The sequence below is a fragment of the uncultured Ruminococcus sp. genome (assembly GCA_902785355.1).
GTDB lineage: Bacteria > Bacillota > Clostridia > Oscillospirales > Acutalibacteraceae > Ruminococcoides.
In genome coordinates, this window is record CACZYF010000004.1 from 44,616 (window position 1) to 60,753 (window position 16,138).

Here is a 16,138-nt window from a genome sequence, read left to right on the forward strand (position 1 = left end):
ACTTACACGTTCTCCAGCGCCTGAGCGAGATCGGCGATGATGTCCTCGGGATCCTCGATACCGACGGACAGACGCACCATGTTCGGCGCGATACCGGCGTCGATCAGCTGCTGATCGGTGAGCTGACGGTGGGTCGTGGACGCGGGATGCAGAACGCAGGTACGGGCGTCGGCAACGTGAATGACGATCTTGGCGAGCTTTAACGCCTCCATAAAGCGGACAGCGCCCTCCTTACCGCCCTTGATACCGACGGAGATAACGCCGCAGGTACCGTGGGGCATGTACTTCTTCGCTCTCTCATAATACTGATTGGATTCAAGACCGGGATAGTTGACCCACTCGACCTTGTCGTGCTTCTCAAGGAACTCAGCCGCCTTCTGCGCGTTGGAGCAGTGGCGCTCCATTCTCAGCGCGAGGGTATCGAGACCGAGGAACAGCAGAAACGCGTTCTGAGGCGACTGCTGAGCGCCGAAATCACGCATAAGATGGGTACAGCACTTGGTAATATATGCCGCCTTACCGAACTGCTCCGTATAGATCGTGCCGTGGTAGGTCTCGTCGGGCGTAGTCAGCATGGGATAATCGCCCTGCGTCCAGTCGAAATTGCCGGAATCGACGATGACGCCGCCCAGAGAAACGGCATGTCCGTCCATGTACTTGGAGGTGGAGTGAACCACGATATCCGCGCCCCACTCGAAGGGACGGCAGTTGATCGGGGTCGCGAAGGTATTATCAACGATCAGCGGAACATGATGCGCGTGAGCGATATTCGCAAAAAGCTCAATGTCGATGACATCCAGAGAAGGATTGGTCAGGGTCTCGACGAAAACCGCCTTGGTGTTAGGCTTGAAAGCCTTCTGAAGATCCTCTGCAGAGATATTGGGGCTGACGAAGTCGAAGTCGATACCCAGATCGCGCAGGGTCTTGTTGAACAGGTTGAAGGTACCGCCGTAGATCGCTGCGGAAGCGATCACATGATCGCCCGCCTTGCAGATATTGGTAATGCTGATCAGCGAAGCCGCCTGACCGGAAGCGGTCAGCATCGCGCCTACGCCGCCCTCTAACGCGGCGATCTTAGCGGCGACAGCGTTCAGGGTGGGGTTCGCCAGTCGGGTGTAGAAGCAGCCCTCGGCGGTCAGGTCAAACAGCTTGCCCATGGTCTCGGCGCTGTCATAGACGAAGGTCGTGCTTTGCATGATCGGCAGAACGCGGGGTTCGCCGTTCTGCGGTTCGTAGCCGGCTTGTACGCATAAAGAATCCAGTTTCATATCAAATTACCTCCAAAATATTATATCGGGTGAAAATACTCAGAATAGACTTTTGATCCATGAGGTGAGCGCGTCGGTCCCGAAAACGACGAGAGCGATTACGATCAAAAGCGCGATCACGGAGAGCACCTTGACGGTGGTTCGCTTCGCCGCGCTCATGGGCTTGTCCTCTTTGTTCTCACTCTTCAGATGCTCGATCTGTGCCTTGATCTCGTCGATATGAGGCTCGATCTCGTTGGGTACGGTTTCGAGAGAGCTCAACAGCTCGCTCGCCTTAGGCAGCGCCTGGAACGGTACGACAAGGCTGATATTCGAGAGCTTCACGTCGTAGCCGGTGACGATCTCGTTCGCAACGCCCTGGGGTTGGACGTTCTCCTCCATATAGGGGATCCCCTCATCCTTCAGCATACCGGTCAGCATCGCGCGCTCCGTACCGCCGACGATACACAGCCGTACAGGCTCGTTGATATCGGTGATCTCGGCGATCTTGTGCTTGCAGCCGTTCGCGGGTAATGTGTTGTCAAAGCAAAGGACTTTACAGGTTTTGCAGAATTTCAAAGCCATCCCTCCTTACTAAACACTTATCTTAGCACAAAACCGATAGCATTTCAATATTTTAGGGCAGAAAAGTTCAAATACTCTTCTGCCCTACGGCTTCATCTGAATATCGGCTGAGCCTGCTTTCTCTGAATCGCGAGCTTCACACACGAGGGTATCAGGCTAAAGTCCGCCACCAGTGAATTCGGTTTATTCTCGGGATCATCCTGAGAGACCGGTACGATATAGACATTCTTGCGGTTTAAAAGCTTCCCGATATTCTCGGCGGAAGCGCCTAAGGCGTCGTTTGACGCGATACACAGCAGTACCGGAGCGCCGATACGAAGCTGGGACTTCACAGCCATCGCGACAGGCGTATCGGTGATACCCAGCGCGAGCTTAGAGAGCGTGTTGCCGGTACAGGGAGCGACAACCAGCACGTCGCACAGCTTTTTCGGTCCGATGGGTTCCGCGCCGCTGATGGTATGGATGACGCTCTTTTGACAGATATCCTCCACCTTTGCAACGATATCCCGCGCCTTGCCGAAGCGCGTCGAGGTCATATAGGCGTTCTCGGACATGATCGGCAAGAGCTCGTATCCGTCGGCACAGAGCCGCGACATTTCTTTCAGACTTTTATCAAAGGTGCAAAAGGAACCTGTCATCGCATAGCCTACAGTTATCTTTTCCACCGTTTTCCTCCTTCATACCGAGCCGGCTCCATTCAGCTCGGACAGTATTGTTATGATGGTATCCTTGATGATACACCCCGCCGCGAGCGGCGCCGTGCTTCCCGGGAGGGACAGGGCGTGAATACAGCTGAGTCCTCTCTCTCCAGCTCTGTTGAAGTCTACGCCGCCGGGAAGGGACGCGAGATCGACGACGAACACATCCTCACGCATCCTGTCGATCTCCTCGGCGCCGATGATCGGGGCGGGAACCGTATTGAAGATGATATCATAAACGCTGTAATCAATCTCGCCGAAGCCGGTTGCAGTCATACCTCTCAGACCGATCAGCGCGCGATCAGCGTCCTTTCTCGCGGCAACAGTCACCTCAGCACCCATACATCTGAGCATTTCCGACAAAAGCTTCGCGATCCTGCCGTAGCCTGTCACAAGGATACGGCTGCCGCATACGGAGCCCTCGTAATCGCTGAGGATCAGACTCAGAGCGCCCTCGGCGGTCAGCTCGGCGTTACGGTAGGTAAAATCCTCCCGCGCGGCGTAATCATACAGGGAGTGATGCTTATACGGCAGGAGCAGCTGGGCAGAACCGCTGAACACCGGCTTCTCACCGGTCAGGCGGAGCAACTCGCCGATCCTGATCTTATCAGACGTATAAGGCGCGTTGAGATAACCGCCCTTGACCGGCATGACCGGCAGGATGATCATATCCGCCCACGATACCGCAGTTACGATATCCGTGATCCATATATCACACAGGCTCAACAATGAGTCAAAGCCTGCGATACAGACCCTATGACCGTCATTCAGTAGTTCCTTCGCAGTAAAGAGCATCCGCTTATCGCCGCCGATGACTGCAACCTTCAATCCCATCACCTCATCAAAGAATACAGTATATACTATGTAAGCCCTGATAAAAAGGTGAAAAAAACCTCCCTCATCAGAGGGAGGCAGGTGCCGATCAGTGCATACAGCTCTTATCGCAGTCGAAGGAGCGGCAGTCTACGCAGCTCTCGTCGGTGGGATTCTTCTCATGTGAACCCACCATGATACTGTCGAGCGAGCAGTAGTTATCTTCGCCGTAATGATATTTACACTCATCAACGGTGCAGTGGATCGAGCGGTTCGGGTTATTTTCTTTTAACATCTTGTCACCTCAATAGTTATTGCCGGTGTTCCGGTAAGGTTAGTATGGTCAAAACGGAATGAATCATGCACAATTTACGATCAAACTAATAATATAAGGTGAGGTGAGTTGATGTACATATTCTGTATGATACTATTGGTATTTTTCGCGATCATCGGGCTGAGCTCCTTTATCTCGGCGGTGCTGAACATGTCCTATAAAGGGAAAGGCGAGCTATTGATCGTGCTGAACGATTTGAAAGCCGATAACGCCGAATTAAGAATACGACGAGCGGCAAGGCTCTGCAAAAGCACAAGAGGCAGTTGTATTCTCTGTGTATGTCGGGAAAACGACCCGGCTTATGATATCGCAAGGCTCATGCAGCGGGAATACCCTTTCATTAAAATCTCGGATTCCGTCGCATAAGGAAAGCTGTCATTCCGAAGCGGAGTGACAGCTTTTTACTGCTTACAGCTTGATTTGAAAATACTCGTCGCCGAGAACGTCGGCTATCTCTTTAAGGTGACCGGTGCGCTTATCGCGGAGCTTAAAATGCTGGACAAGTCCGTACCCGGGGTACTCGTTGCCCTCGACCATCACGGGACCGTTCACCGAGAAGGCGACGTCCCAGCCAATGTAACGCACCTGAGGAATACGCTGATGCGCCTCGACGCACATATCGAACGCTTCCTTTACGCCGTGGATGTAAACGTCCGAAAAGCGCTTGCCGGTCATAGGGTGGGTGTCGTAGACCTCGCCGTAATCATCAACGACGTTGCTGTCAATCTTACCGTCGGCGCCGATGCTGAAATACAGGTCGTTGGTACAGCCGATAACCTCGGCTTCATCCTGATTGATGCGCATGGCGTTGGCGATCATTGTCGCTTTTCCGTCCTTATACAGGGTGATGATGCGGAAGGAGCAGACGACGTAGGGATTGATCTGGTTCAAGTCCTCATGCTGGATGATCGCGTCCTCTACGAGCAGCTGACCGTTCTTCCTGAGCTGATGATAGAGCGCTTCGGCGTCGGCAATATCCGAGACGCGGATCTTGGTGATGCCATGACCGCCTTCTCCGTGATTTTCTTTCGCGAAAACCGTCGTTTTATCACTCAGAAACGCCTTGAAATCTTCGGCGGAGCTGACCTGTAAATTGATGAAATCACGTCCGAGATATTCTCTGAACAGCTCGTCGAAGATCAGCTTATCGTTGAGAACGACCAGGTATTCCTCGCTGTTGAGGTAAGCGAGCAGCTTATAGAACTTCTTCGCGGTCACGAAGGTATCCTTCTCGCGGGAGTTCAGCTCGATGAAATTACAGCGGAAATAGTCCGTGTAACCTGTACCGCGGGTGAGAAAATTCCACAGCATATCCATACGAATGTAAAACTTGCTCTTACCGGTATTTTTATGGATGATCTCCACATGCTTGTCGAAGCGTTCGCGGTTGATATCCTTGAATTTATTCATCAGCCATTTTGTAGCCGACATCGCCATAATTATCCCTCCGTTATCCCTGAGCGCGCTCGCTGAGCTTTCTCAGGGTTGTTTCGTAGCCTTTTTGCTCGTAGGTCAGATGAGCCGTTTCGGGCTCTCTGCCGAGGATCAAAGCAGTGATATAGGTCAGAAAATGAGGATTCTTCATTAATACGGGCCCTGTGAGGTGTGTGCCGAAGTAGTTTTTATAACGGATACCCTCGGTCTTGTCGTCATCGGAGTTCCCGATACCGAACTGCGTGTGGAACAGGGTATCGTTGATCCCGAAGATCACGCTTGACTTGTTGATGAAGCCGACCAGCGGACGATCGAGGAAGGACGCGGTGCAGATGATATCGGACGTCATGCGGACGCCGCTCTTCTCGATGGTCTCGTACTTAAAAAAACCTAAGCCACTGTATTCCGTACCCTTTCCGTCGGTAATCAGATTACCGAGCAGCTCGAAGGAATTACCCGTCATCAGCAGCACCTTTCCGGATTCGATATAATCCTTCAAGGCGTCTTTGTACTTTACGATGTCCTTCAAAACAACCTTCTGATTCTTCTCGGTACCCGAACCGATGAAGATGAAGTCGTAGTCGGAAAGGGTCGCTTCATCAGACAGGCTGAGCTTATCGACGGCGACCTCTTCCCCGCTCTTTTCCAGCATCCGCTTCACGGCGCTTATATTGGCGTAATCGCCGTAGAGGTTCATGATATCGTAGTATAAATGCAGCAGCTTCATCTTAAACCTCCTCAACGTCCGCTAGGAACTTATCTTTATCCGAGAAGCAAGTGATCGCGTAGATATACTCCTTACGACCGCTGTCGAGGTAACCTACCGCGTCGTCTATGCTCTCGTACAGGTGAATCTTGTCTTTCGGTATATCGGTATAAGAGAATCGGGCGGCGAGGTCGTTGACATAGGTGCCTGAAAGCACGATCTCATGGATGTTCTCGTCCTTAAGCATTTCAAAATCAATATCCCACAGCCACGACACGTCGCCGGTAAAGTACTTGCGGCTAATCGCGTCGACGATGATCAGCACGTCGCACCCGCCCTCGCAGGCGCACGCCACACGCAGGGAGTGGTCGTAGGACACGCTGTTCTCGTGCTTGCTGGTGAGCAGCGTACCCTTGCGCGAGCCGAGGTTGAAGTTGATGACTCTGCCGTTTTTCAGCACATAATCATTCATCTCGAGGGCGATTTTCTCGCCGTCGATACCAACCAGAGAAGCAACCGTGAACGCCGCTAAGATATTATAGATATTATAGAGTGATTTCAGTGCTAAGGAGATATGATATTTGCCGTTGATCTCTAGCTCGCCCTTCTTCATATCGACTGCTGTGATGGTGTAATCGGTATCCTCGCGGCGATAGCCGCAGGCGGTACAGCGATAGTGACCGATATGGTTATAGTGATGAGTGGTATAGACCATCGGCGCCTTGCAGATCGGACAGTAAGCGCCGTCATTATAGACGCTGTCAAGCTCCTTGGTATCGGTAGACAGCTCGTCCGCTCCGAACCAAACTACATTCTCTCTGTCGTGACCGAAGACGGACACCAGCGGATCGTCGGCGTTTAGGATCAGGCGGGTGCCGTCGTGAACGCTGTCGGCGATCGCGTCAAATACAAACTCGGGGTGACCGTTGCGGGTCAGCTGATCGCGGTACAGATTCGTGATGACGTAATCCGTCACATTGATATAGCTGAACGTCTTGCGCGCGTAGCGCTCGTCACTCTCGATCAGCAGAATATCGCTCTTGACCTTGCCGGATAAGGTCGCGTTGGAGAGCACCATCGTGGTAACGCCCTCGATCTGGTTGGAGCCCTCGCGGTTCCAAGCGACCGACTTGCCCGCGCGGGTCAGGATATGGGCGATCATCTCGACGGTAGAGGTCTTGCCGTTACTGCCGGTGATGGCGATGATGTACCGGGGCAATTCCATGCGCTTCAAGATATCGGGACAGAGCTTCAAGGCGACCTGTCCGGGCATACTGCTGCCCTTGCCGATCAGCTTTCCGACAAAGCGCAGAAGCTTGCATATCAAAATGGTCAGAAACTTTTTCATAAGCATTTCCTATCTGTCAAAACTGATAATAATAGTATCATACAAAGAATTCGCCTTATTATAGCCTAAAACGGTAAGAAATTCAAGTATTGTAACAAAATCGGAATATTCGTTAATTTTCTCTTACGGCAGAAAGCAATAATTGCACCATGATATAATAAATCTGTTTGTATATATCTGTTGAGATTGCCGCACCCTTTATCAAGGCTGTGCTGCAACGAACATAACGGAGGGTTATCATGACTGACACCTATACCATCATCAATCTGAGCAATCTGAAGCATAATGTCGAAGCACTGCTCGCAAAATATCCGGAATATAAGACCCATATCGGCATCGTCAAGGGCGACGCCTACGGTCACGGCTACGAAGCGATAAACGCCCTGTATGAGGGCGGGATCCGCTATTTTGCAGTTTCCTCGGTGGATGAAGCGGAGGATTTTCGCCGCCATAACAAGTCCGCAAAGCTCCTCTGTCTTGAGCCTGTCGCGATGGATCGTATCGACGACGCTGCCGAGCTGAACCTGACCTTAGCGATCCCCGATCTCGATTACCTCGAACAGCTTCTGAAGAATCCCTGCAAGCACGCCTTCTCCCTGCATCTACAGATCGACTCGGGCTTTAACCGTCTCGGCTTCAAGGACAAGCAGGAGGTGAAGAAGGCGGCTGACCTGATCGACGCCTCGATCCATACCTTGGAGGGCATTTACCAGCACTACGCCACAGCCGGCATCTTCGACCCCTATTATGACGCCCAGACCGCGCGCTTCAAGGAGCTGACTTCCCTGCTCGATCTGAGCCGTATTCCGCTGGTACACCTGGGCAGCGGCATCGCCATGATGGCTCATCCGAAGGACGAGATCGCTACCGCGACCCGCATGGGGCTGGTGATGTACGGTTATAACATCTCTCCCGAGAGCTACGGCGGCGGTATCAAGAACAAGCTGCGCGCCGCCAGGGACAAGCATTTCCAGAAGAAATATCATCTCAGCGAGACCATCCGTGACGTTGAGATCGATCTTAAACCCGCGATCTCGATGAAGACCCGCATCATCCAGCTAAAGGACGTCAAGGCGGGAGAACACATCGGCTATTCCGCAGGCTTTGAAGCGGCGGAGGATATCCGGATCGCCGTACTGCCGGTCGGCTATAACAACGGTATCGGTCATAACGGCAGCGGCAGAGTCGTCGAGATCAAAGGTAAGCTGTACCCCGTCGTCGGCGCAGTCGGCATGAACATGATGTGCGTCAAGGTGGATAAGGACGTCAGCTATGATGACGAAGTCACCTTACTCGGCGGCAGAATCACCCTCGGCATGTTCTCTCGCTTCTCGGGGCTGGGACTCGCGGAGGTCATGCTCGGCGTCGGTAAGAACAACAAACGCTATTACGTACAGGATCAATGATGTCTAACGAACAGTTATTTGAACTAAGCGGTCAGGTGGAGTCCATCATCTACCGTAATGAAGAAAACGGCTATACCGTGCTGGAATTAAGCGGCGAAGAAGCGCTTATCACCGCGACGGGCATTATTCCTCTCGTCAGCGAAGGCGAAACGGTCAAGCTCTTCGGCGTATTCAAGAATCATCCAACCTACGGCGAGCAGTTCGCGGTAACCGCATTTGAGCGCATGATGCCCGAGAACCTCGACGGCATCCTCAAATATCTCTCCAGCGGCGCGATCAAAGGGATCGGACCCTCCACGGCACGACGGCTGGTCACGGAGTTCGGTTCTGACACACTGACCGTTCTCGAGACCGACCCCGAAAGAGTCGCAAAGCTCAAGGGAATCTCGCTGACGAAGGCGCAGGATATCAGCGAACAGCTTAAACGCGTCATCGGAATCCGCGAGCTGATGGTGTATCTCGCCGCCTACAATATCTCCGCGAACGCCGCGGTGCGTATCTGGAAGAAGCTCGGCAACAACGCCATCGCCTCTATCGAGGAGAATCCCTACATCCTGTGTGAAGAAGGAATGGGGATCTCCTTTGAGACTGCCGATATGATCGCCCTGTCCCATGACGGCGTAAAGGACTCCCGCGTTAGGATACGGGCGGCACTCGCCTTTGTACTCAGTCACAACCGACTCAACGGTCACACCTGTCTGCCGCAGGATAAGCTGGTTCATACCACCGCGAGCCTCTTGGAGATCGAGCCCGAATCCTGTGAATCGGCACTCAAAGAGATGATCGAGGACAACACGCTCATTCTCGATACCATCGACGAGAAGGAATGTATCTTCCTCCCCTCTCTGTACGACGGCGAAGCCTATATCGCGGCGCGTATCAAAATGCTGCAGCGGTATCCCGCCATGCAGATTTCCGGCGCCGAGGAAAAGATCAGACAGATCGAAGAAAGCACGGGGATACAATACGCGAAGCGTCAGAAGGACGCGATCACCGCGGCGCTGAATACGGGTCTGCTGATCCTAACGGGAGGCCCCGGCACCGGCAAGACCACCACCCTCAACGCGATCATCCGGCTCTTGAAGGAAAGCGGCGAGAAGGTCACTTTATGCGCTCCTACCGGCAGAGCCGCCCAGCGCATGACAATGGTCACGGGAGAAGAAGCCAAGACCATCCACCGCATGCTCGAGGTCAGCTACGATATCGAGGACAAGCCGGTATTCAAGCGCAACGAACGCAATATGCTGAACACCGACGCGCTGATTGTTGATGAGGTCAGTATGGTCGATACCGCCCTGCTTGAATCACTTCTCCGCGCCCTTCCGCTGACCTGCCGTCTGATCTTGGTCGGCGACAGTAATCAGCTCCCCTCCGTGGGCGCGGGAAATGTCCTCTACGACCTGATCGCTTCGGGAACCATTCCCGTTATCACGCTCAATGAGATTTTCCGTCAGTCGATGCAGAGTCTGATCGTCACCTCCGCTCACCGTATCATCAACGGTGAGATGCCCGATATACGCGCGCGTGACAGCGACTTCTTCTTCATGCGTGATTACAATATGGAAAGCATCGCACACACCATCGGTGATCTCTGCGCCCGCAGACTGAAAAATGCCTTCGGCTACGATCTGCACGAGCATATCCAGGTGCTGTCCCCTACCCGCAAGGGTATTTTAGGCACTTATGAATTGAACAATCGCCTGCAAGCACTCGTCAACCCCAACCCCTCCCGCGGCGTGAAGGTCGGCTATTACACGCTGAACGAAGGCGATAAGGTCATGCAGAGCCGCAATAACTACGACATCCCCTGGGCACGTGACGACGGCGAAATGGGCGAAGGCGTATTCAACGGCGATATCGGCGTGATGATCGAGGTGAACAACGCTTCCAAACTATACAAGGTGCGTTTTGACGACAGGATCGCCGCCTATGACAGCGACAGCGTCGGCGATCTGGAGCTCGCCTATGCCTGTACCGTACACAAAAGTCAGGGCAACGAGTTCGAGTGCGTTGTCATGCCGATGTACCGCGGCGCGCCTCAGCTGATGTACCGCAACCTGCTCTATACCGCCGTTACCAGAGCGAAAAAGCTGTTGATCCTGGTCGGCGATGAGAAAGCGTTACAGTATATGGTGGAGAATAATCGCCGTATCCTGCGCTATACAGGGTTAAAAACGTTTTTGATCCGCTCATAAAACTATTGAAATTTCTTAATTAGCATTATATAATAGGTTGAGATTGTCGCAGCTCTATCGAGCTTCGCAATAACATTTGTAATAAGGAGCAAATATATGGATATTGCTTTGGACTTAGGTACTGCGAATTCACGCCTAAGAATCAATGATAACGGGAACGCGATCGACGAGCCCTCGGTCATCGCCTACAACCGTGATAATAACGAGATCCTAGCGACAGGCTCGGAAGCTTACGCCATGCTCGGCAAGACATCCAGCCGCATCGATGTTGTTTTCCCGCTGGAGGGCGGCGTGATCGCGCAGTCGGGACTGGTGGAGGAGCTGGTCAACATCTTCATGTGTGAGGTTTGCACCAGCCGCGTCGTCATGCCCCGCGTCGTCGCCTGTATCCCGGGAGAGATCACCGAGGTCGAGAAACGCGCCATCGTCGGCGCGATCTCAAGCTTCGGCGTACGCAGAGTTCTGCTGATCGAATCCACCAAGGCGGCTGCTTTCGGCATGGGCGTCGATATTATGACGCCTCACGGCTCGCTGGTCGTTGATATGGGCGCAGGAACCGTCGATATCGCGGTCATGTCGTTGGGCGGTATTTCCGTCAGCAAGACCCTCAAAACCGCCGGCAACAGCATGGATGAAGAGATCGCACGCTACATCCGCCGTCAGCACGGTCTGATCATCGGTAAAGCGATGGCGCAAAATTGTAAAGAAGCGATCGCCTGCGCGATCAAGCCGGAAACAGAGCTGACCTTCCGGGCAAAAGGAAGAGACAGCCTCAGGGGTCTGCCCAGAGCGGTCGAGATCACCTCAACGGAGCTGATGGAGCCGCTCGCGGATATCACGCGCGACATTATCGGCGCAATCACCGACGTTCTCGAAGAAACACCGCCCGAGCTTCTCGGCGATATCCAGGTGGACGGTATCATGCTGTCGGGAGGACTTGCTCAGCTAAAGGGTATGGCGGAGCTGATCGAACAGGAAACGGGTATCACCGTTCATGTTGCCAAGCGTCCCACAGACTGCGTTGTCGCGGGCTGTTACAAGGCGACCGCCTTCATCGAGGAGGCAGAGGCACAGAGAGCGAATCTCAATCCTCTGATGACCGTATATTAAGAGAAAAACAGCGCTTGCGGACTTTTTGCCGTAAGCGCTGTCATATTTATCGTTCGTTTTTCCTGCGCTGAAAACCGTAAGCAATCTTCAGCATGGTTTTCTCCGAGAGGAACTTGCGGAAGAACAGTCCCGCTTTCAGCAAAGCACCGGGGATGATGACCGGCTTGCCCTGCAGGGTTCCGTCGATCGCGACCTTCGCGCAATATTCGGAAGAGATACCGTCGATCGCGAATTTTACCTTGGCAACCTTATTGAATTCGGTGTTCACAGGTCCCGGACAGAGCGCGCTGATGCGGACGCGACTCCCCTTGCGGCGAAGCTCCTCATAGATCGCCTCGGTCAGACGCAGGACATAGTTCTTGGTCGCGTAATAGGTCGAGAGCAACGGGCCCGCCATGAAGCCCGCTGAAGAAGCGACGTTGAGGATAAAGCCGCGGTCACGCGCGACAAAATCACGCAGGAACAGCTTGGTCAGGATATGCACTGCCTTGATGTTTACATCGATCATGTTCAGCTCCGTATCAAGATCGGCACGAACATATTCGCCTGCAAGTCCGAAGCCGGCGTTGTTGACCAGCATGTCGACGCCGTCGTTCTTCGTCAGCTCATACAGACGGTAGCAGTCCTCTGCGCGTCCGACATCAAGCGAGATACAGCGGACGTCAACATTCTTGAGCTCCTTTTGTAATTCGCGGATCCTGTCCTCTCTGCGGGCGACCAGGATCAGATCCCAACCTTTCTGCGCCAGATAACGCGCCATATCGCGCCCGATTCCGGAGGATGCGCCTGTAATCAAAGCTTTCATCAAAGCACCTCTTTCGTTTATTGATCGCCGTTTTGGGGGCGTCAGCCCGCGACGATCGGGATTAATGCACTGAATAAGTTTATTAAAAGTTTACATCTAATCTCTTGTAATTGTCAACCGTTTTTTATAAGATATTCTCATTGGTGGTGAATCTATGAAAACTATTACAAATTTCTGGGATACGCTGACTCAAAGCGTGATAAAATACCTGCCCGATCTCGGTGCAGCGCTGATCATCGCGTTGGTCGGGATCCTGATCGCTTTTATCGTAGTGCGCGTGACCCGCAAGGCGCTCGCTCGGCATAAGGTCGATCCGTCTCTGGCGTCCTTCATCTGCCGGACGGAACGAATCATGATCTATGTATTTACCCTGTTCGCGGCGATGTCGAGCATGCATATTTCGATCACCGGACTGGTTGCCTTCTTCTCGGCGGCTGCGGCTGCTGTCGCATTAGCGCTGCAGGGACGGCTTTCGGATATCGCGAGCGGTATCATACTGCTGTTCACTAAGCCATTTGTTACGGGCGATTTCATCGAATTCGGAAAGTATCAGGGATTTGTGCAGAAGATCGACCTCATCCATACCGATATTCTCACCTACGACGGCACCAACGTTATAATCCCCAACTCCGTGATCGCGGGAGCGGAGATCAATAACTATACCGCTCATCCTCAGGTTCGTGTGACCGTGAACGTCCCGATCCCATACGACGCTGATGTTGAGAAGGTCAAGGATGTTCTGTATGATGTGATGTTGAATACCGAGCTGATCCTTCGTGAGGAACAATACGCTCCCAAGGTAAGGCTCGAAAAATTCGGCGACAGCGCGCTGGAGTTTACGACCCGCTGCTTCTGTGAGTATAAAGATTACTGGACGGTCTATTATTCTTTAACAGAAAATATAAAATCTGCACTGGATAAAAACGATATCGCCATTCCGTTCAATCAGCTTGATGTTCACCTTGATAAATAATAACATAAAGAAAACGGCTGCATCAACAGCCGTTTCTTTTTGCAGCGGAAAACCGATCAATTCAGCTTGACAGCTGTGCCGTAGACCATGATCTCGGCAGCTCCCTGCATGATCTCTGCCGAAGAGAATCGAACACTGACGATCGCATCGGCGCCGTAGGAAGCAGCCTGCTCCATCATGCGCTGCATAGCGAGATCACGGGCGTTACCCATCATCTCATTGTACTTCTTCAGCTCGCCGCCGACCAATGTTTTGAAGCTGGCGCCGATATCTCTGAGCGCGTTTACGGTTTGGACGGTACTGCCCGAGACCAGTCCGATGGTCTGGTAGGTTCTGCCGGAAATACTTTCAGTTGTAGTAATAATCATATTTATTCCTCCAGATTTTTAGTGATGTTATTATACCAAGGTTTCACAGAGAAATCAAGACTTTTGCTTGACTTGTATATCCGAAAGTATTATTATATATGGTAATGCTTGGCATAACAGCCATGATTTGAAAGGAATAAGCATCATGAAACTCGATCCAATCGTTATATCGTTACTCGACACCGACCTGTATAAATTCAATATGGATCAGGTCATCTTCCATAAACATACCGATCTGTGCGGAAAATACTACTTTAAATGCCGTAACAAGGATGTGAAGTTCACACCCGAAATGCTCGAGGAGATCAACTCCCAGATCGACCATCTCTGTACCCTGCGATTCCGCAAGGATGAGCTCGACTATCTGCGTTCCATCCGCTTCATCAAAAACGACTATGTAGAATTTCTCCGTCTGTGGCATCCCATCCGGGAGTATGTCACAACATCTCTGAGTAAAAGCGGCGAGCTCTCCATCATTGTCGAAGGTCCGTTGTTCTCCGCGATGCAATTCGAGATCCATCTCCTGGAGATCGTCAACGAAGTTTACTTCCGCATGTCTTACGATTATGATACGCTCCTGAAAGCGGCAGAAGAAAAGCTGAACAAAAAGATCGAAGCGCTGAACAACGGCACCTATACCTTTACCTTTGCAGAGTTCGGCTGCCGCCGCAGACTCTCCCGCGAATGGGAGGACGTTGTTGTCCGCAGGCTTGCGACCGAAACAAAGAGCTGCACCGGTACCTCCAACGTCTATCTCGCGATGAAGTACAACCTCACCCCCATCGGCACCTATGCGCATGAGTTTGTGCAGATGTATCAGGGCATCGACCGTTACCCGCTCGCCTACACCAACCACTACGCGATGCGCGACTGGTATGACGAGTATGACGGTGATAACGGTACCGCCCTCACCGACACCATCACCACCGACCTCTTCCTTATGGACTTCAACCGTTCTATGGTCAACAACTACAACGGCGTTCGCCATGACTCCGGCGATCCGTATGAATGGGGCGAAAAGATCATTAAGCACTACGAGAGCTACGGCGTCGATCCGCGTACCAAGCTCCTGCTGTTCTCCGATAGCTTGGACTTTGACCGCGCACAGAAGCTTTACGACTACTTCAAAGGCAGAGCAAAGGTCAGCTTCGGCATCGGTACCTTCTGCTCCAACGATACCAACGTCGATCCGCTGAATATCGTCATCAAGCTGCAGTATGTCAACGATAAACCTGTCGCGAAGCTCAGCGATAACCCCGAGAAGAGCATGTGCCACGATGAGGAGTATTTAAAATACCTCAAGCGTTCCGTTGCCTTCCGCTTAAAAAGAGAAAGCCTGTAATATCATAAGCACTTCTGATCGTTTAGTCAGGAGTGCTTTTCTATATTTTACTGCTATCGGCACTTTGCTTGTAAAAATTTAGAGAGCATCACTATTGTGATACTCTCTATGGTGCCGGTAGTGGGACTCGAACCCACACGTCCGCGAAGACAACAGATTTTGAGTCTGCCTCGTCTGCCAATTCCGACATACCGGCGGCTACAAATGGTATTATACATCAAAGCAATTGATAAATCAAGTTTTATTTTTGATAATGATTCGATATTAAACCTTATTTTAGTTTGTACATAATTTGTTCATTTGACTTTAAGATACATTGGCAGTATAATGTAGAAAAGATGACTGAAAGGAGTGTTATACTATGTCAGATTTAAAGAAAGCATGGAAGCAGACTGCAAAATCCTTCATTCTCGCGTTCAACGATCTTGGTGCTTCCGTGTTGGATTCCGTTAAGGCAGGCAGAGATATCGCCGTAGAATGGGCGCGCAAGGACAATCCGCATGTCGAGAACGATCAGCATGTAGAAGCTGAGGGCGTTGAGGTTACAGAAGATACAGCTCCTACGGAAGAAGCCGCTTCTACCGAAAACACCGCCGAATAATATATTACGTAAGACTAAAGCCGCCTTCCGAAAGGAAAGCGGCTTATTGCTTATTAGTGAGCTTTTATCTCGGATTATACTAAGTATCCATTAAACGCTTTAACAAATTTGTTAGCGAGAAATTTCGCAGAGCAAGGCGGAGGACGCAGGCATACTGGCGTATGTCAAGGACG

At 52.0% G+C, this 16,138-nt stretch carries 17 protein-coding genes and 1 tRNA gene; 7 read left to right on the forward strand and 11 right to left on the reverse strand.

What is annotated here, in order from left to right; genetic code table 11:
* Positions 1 to 2: 2 nt before the first annotated feature.
* From R2I50_RS01755 to R2I50_RS01775, 5 genes are all read right to left on the reverse strand, one after another.
* On the reverse strand, positions 3 to 1,268 hold the full coding sequence (locus R2I50_RS01755; RefSeq protein WP_316607364.1) for an O-acetylhomoserine aminocarboxypropyltransferase/cysteine synthase family protein: 1,266 nt from the start codon (positions 1,266 to 1,268) through the stop codon (positions 3 to 5).
* A gap of 39 nt (positions 1,269 to 1,307) precedes the next feature.
* Positions 1,308 to 1,826 carry a hypothetical protein gene (locus tag R2I50_RS01760; protein ID WP_316607365.1) on the reverse strand — a complete coding sequence of 173 codons (519 nt, stop codon included), beginning with the start codon at positions 1,824 to 1,826 and terminating at the stop codon, positions 1,308 to 1,310.
* 98 nt (positions 1,827 to 1,924) lie between these two features.
* The gene (locus R2I50_RS01765) at positions 1,925 to 2,497 is read right to left on the reverse strand and encodes a dipicolinate synthase subunit B (RefSeq protein ID WP_316607366.1); all 573 of its coding nucleotides are present in this window, start codon (positions 2,495 to 2,497) and stop codon (positions 1,925 to 1,927) included.
* A 12-nt stretch (positions 2,498 to 2,509) separates the two neighbouring features.
* Complete coding sequence (locus R2I50_RS01770) at positions 2,510 to 3,364, reverse strand: dipicolinate synthase subunit DpsA (protein ID WP_316607368.1); 855 nt, start codon at positions 3,362 to 3,364, stop codon at positions 2,510 to 2,512.
* Between the two features lie 88 nt (positions 3,365 to 3,452).
* Positions 3,453 to 3,638 carry a DUF1540 domain-containing protein gene (locus R2I50_RS01775; protein ID WP_316607369.1) on the reverse strand — a complete coding sequence of 62 codons (186 nt, stop codon included), beginning with the start codon at positions 3,636 to 3,638 and terminating at the stop codon, positions 3,453 to 3,455.
* A 111-nt stretch (positions 3,639 to 3,749) separates the two neighbouring features.
* Here R2I50_RS01775 and R2I50_RS01780 point away from each other — a divergent pair, with 111 nt between their 5' ends.
* Positions 3,750 to 4,043 (forward strand): hypothetical protein, encoded by a 294-nt coding sequence (locus R2I50_RS01780; RefSeq protein ID WP_316607370.1) that lies wholly within the window; start codon positions 3,750 to 3,752, stop codon positions 4,041 to 4,043.
* A gap of 42 nt (positions 4,044 to 4,085) precedes the next feature.
* Here R2I50_RS01780 and R2I50_RS01785 read toward each other — a convergent pair whose 3' ends face one another.
* Genes R2I50_RS01785 through R2I50_RS01795 form a run of 3 tightly spaced genes read right to left on the reverse strand, consistent with a single transcriptional unit; the run spans position 4,086 to position 7,165 of the window.
* Positions 4,086 to 5,114 (reverse strand): sugar-transfer associated ATP-grasp domain-containing protein, encoded by a 1,029-nt coding sequence (locus R2I50_RS01785; protein WP_316607371.1) that lies wholly within the window; start codon positions 5,112 to 5,114, stop codon positions 4,086 to 4,088.
* 13 nt (positions 5,115 to 5,127) lie between these two features.
* Entirely contained in the window at positions 5,128 to 5,838 is a 711-nt protein-coding gene (locus R2I50_RS01790; RefSeq protein WP_316607372.1) for a glutamine amidotransferase, read from the reverse strand.
* A 1-nt stretch (position 5,839) separates the two neighbouring features.
* Entirely contained in the window at positions 5,840 to 7,165 is a 1,326-nt protein-coding gene (locus R2I50_RS01795; RefSeq protein WP_316607373.1) for a MurT ligase domain-containing protein, read from the reverse strand.
* Positions 7,166 to 7,404: 239 nt separating this feature from the next.
* On the opposite strand from R2I50_RS01795, the gene R2I50_RS01800 reads away from it, so the two are divergent.
* The 3 genes from R2I50_RS01800 to R2I50_RS01810 all read left to right on the forward strand — a co-directional run bounded on the left by R2I50_RS01800 (position 7,405) and on the right by R2I50_RS01810 (position 11,876).
* On the forward strand, positions 7,405 to 8,571 hold the full coding sequence (locus R2I50_RS01800; protein WP_316607374.1) for an alanine racemase: 1,167 nt from the start codon (positions 7,405 to 7,407) through the stop codon (positions 8,569 to 8,571).
* A complete protein-coding gene (locus R2I50_RS01805) occupies positions 8,571 to 10,766 on the forward strand; it encodes an ATP-dependent RecD-like DNA helicase (RefSeq protein ID WP_316607375.1) in 2,196 nt (731 codons plus the stop codon). The genes R2I50_RS01800 and R2I50_RS01805 overlap by 1 nt, the downstream gene beginning before the upstream one ends.
* A 96-nt stretch (positions 10,767 to 10,862) precedes the next feature.
* Positions 10,863 to 11,876 carry a rod shape-determining protein gene (locus R2I50_RS01810; protein WP_316607376.1) on the forward strand — a complete coding sequence of 338 codons (1,014 nt, stop codon included), beginning with the start codon at positions 10,863 to 10,865 and terminating at the stop codon, positions 11,874 to 11,876.
* A gap of 46 nt (positions 11,877 to 11,922) precedes the next feature.
* Here the strand turns inward: R2I50_RS01810 and R2I50_RS01815 are convergent, their stop codons facing one another.
* A complete protein-coding gene (locus R2I50_RS01815; RefSeq protein ID WP_316607377.1) occupies positions 11,923 to 12,681 on the reverse strand; it encodes an SDR family oxidoreductase in 759 nt (252 codons plus the stop codon).
* Between the two features lie 154 nt (positions 12,682 to 12,835).
* Between R2I50_RS01815 and R2I50_RS01820 the strand changes: the two genes are divergently transcribed.
* The gene (locus R2I50_RS01820; protein WP_316607378.1) at positions 12,836 to 13,654 is read left to right on the forward strand and encodes a mechanosensitive ion channel family protein; all 819 of its coding nucleotides are present in this window, start codon (positions 12,836 to 12,838) and stop codon (positions 13,652 to 13,654) included.
* Positions 13,655 to 13,710: 56 nt separating this feature from the next.
* Here R2I50_RS01820 and R2I50_RS01825 read toward each other — a convergent pair whose 3' ends face one another.
* Positions 13,711 to 14,022 carry a heavy metal-binding domain-containing protein gene (locus tag R2I50_RS01825; protein WP_316607379.1) on the reverse strand — a complete coding sequence of 104 codons (312 nt, stop codon included), beginning with the start codon at positions 14,020 to 14,022 and terminating at the stop codon, positions 13,711 to 13,713.
* 145 nt (positions 14,023 to 14,167) lie between these two features.
* Between R2I50_RS01825 and pncB the strand changes: the two genes are divergently transcribed.
* Positions 14,168 to 15,364, forward strand: a complete 1,197-nt coding sequence (gene pncB, locus R2I50_RS01830) for a nicotinate phosphoribosyltransferase (RefSeq protein ID WP_316607380.1) — start codon at positions 14,168 to 14,170, stop codon at positions 15,362 to 15,364.
* A gap of 109 nt (positions 15,365 to 15,473) precedes the next feature.
* Here pncB and R2I50_RS01835 read toward each other — a convergent pair.
* A tRNA-Leu gene (locus R2I50_RS01835) sits at positions 15,474 to 15,560 on the reverse strand.
* Positions 15,561 to 15,725: 165 nt separating this feature from the next.
* On the opposite strand from R2I50_RS01835, the gene R2I50_RS01840 reads away from it, so the two are divergent.
* Positions 15,726 to 15,965, forward strand: a complete 240-nt coding sequence (locus R2I50_RS01840; RefSeq protein ID WP_316607381.1) for a hypothetical protein — start codon at positions 15,726 to 15,728, stop codon at positions 15,963 to 15,965.
* The last annotated feature ends 173 nt before the right edge of the window (positions 15,966 to 16,138 follow it).

Bases quoted from the DNA above. Each gene is read 5' to 3' on its own strand.
- R2I50_RS01795 (WP_316607373.1), bottom strand. From the start codon at position 7,165: ATGAAAAAGTTTCTGACCATTTTGATATGCAAGCTTCTGCGCTTTGTC.
- R2I50_RS01820 (WP_316607378.1), top strand. From the start codon at position 12,836: ATGAAAACTATTACAAATTTCTGGGATACGCTGACTCAAAGCGTGATA.
- R2I50_RS01825 (WP_316607379.1), bottom strand. From the start codon at position 14,022: ATGATTATTACTACAACTGAAAGTATTTCCGGCAGAACCTACCAGACC.
- R2I50_RS01800 (WP_316607374.1), top strand. From the start codon at position 7,405: ATGACTGACACCTATACCATCATCAATCTGAGCAATCTGAAGCATAAT.
- R2I50_RS01790 (WP_316607372.1), bottom strand. From the start codon at position 5,838: ATGAAGCTGCTGCATTTATACTACGATATCATGAACCTCTACGGCGAT.
- R2I50_RS01840 (WP_316607381.1), top strand. From the start codon at position 15,726: ATGTCAGATTTAAAGAAAGCATGGAAGCAGACTGCAAAATCCTTCATT.
- R2I50_RS01755 (WP_316607364.1), bottom strand. From the start codon at position 1,268: ATGAAACTGGATTCTTTATGCGTACAAGCCGGCTACGAACCGCAGAAC.
- R2I50_RS01785 (WP_316607371.1), bottom strand. From the start codon at position 5,114: ATGGCGATGTCGGCTACAAAATGGCTGATGAATAAATTCAAGGATATC.
- R2I50_RS01805 (WP_316607375.1), top strand. From the start codon at position 8,571: ATGTCTAACGAACAGTTATTTGAACTAAGCGGTCAGGTGGAGTCCATC.
- R2I50_RS01770 (WP_316607368.1), bottom strand. From the start codon at position 3,364: ATGGGATTGAAGGTTGCAGTCATCGGCGGCGATAAGCGGATGCTCTTT.
- R2I50_RS01775 (WP_316607369.1), bottom strand. From the start codon at position 3,638: ATGTTAAAAGAAAATAACCCGAACCGCTCGATCCACTGCACCGTTGAT.
- pncB (WP_316607380.1), top strand. From the start codon at position 14,168: ATGAAACTCGATCCAATCGTTATATCGTTACTCGACACCGACCTGTAT.
- R2I50_RS01780 (WP_316607370.1), top strand. From the start codon at position 3,750: ATGTACATATTCTGTATGATACTATTGGTATTTTTCGCGATCATCGGG.
- R2I50_RS01810 (WP_316607376.1), top strand. From the start codon at position 10,863: ATGGATATTGCTTTGGACTTAGGTACTGCGAATTCACGCCTAAGAATC.
- R2I50_RS01815 (WP_316607377.1), bottom strand. From the start codon at position 12,681: ATGAAAGCTTTGATTACAGGCGCATCCTCCGGAATCGGGCGCGATATG.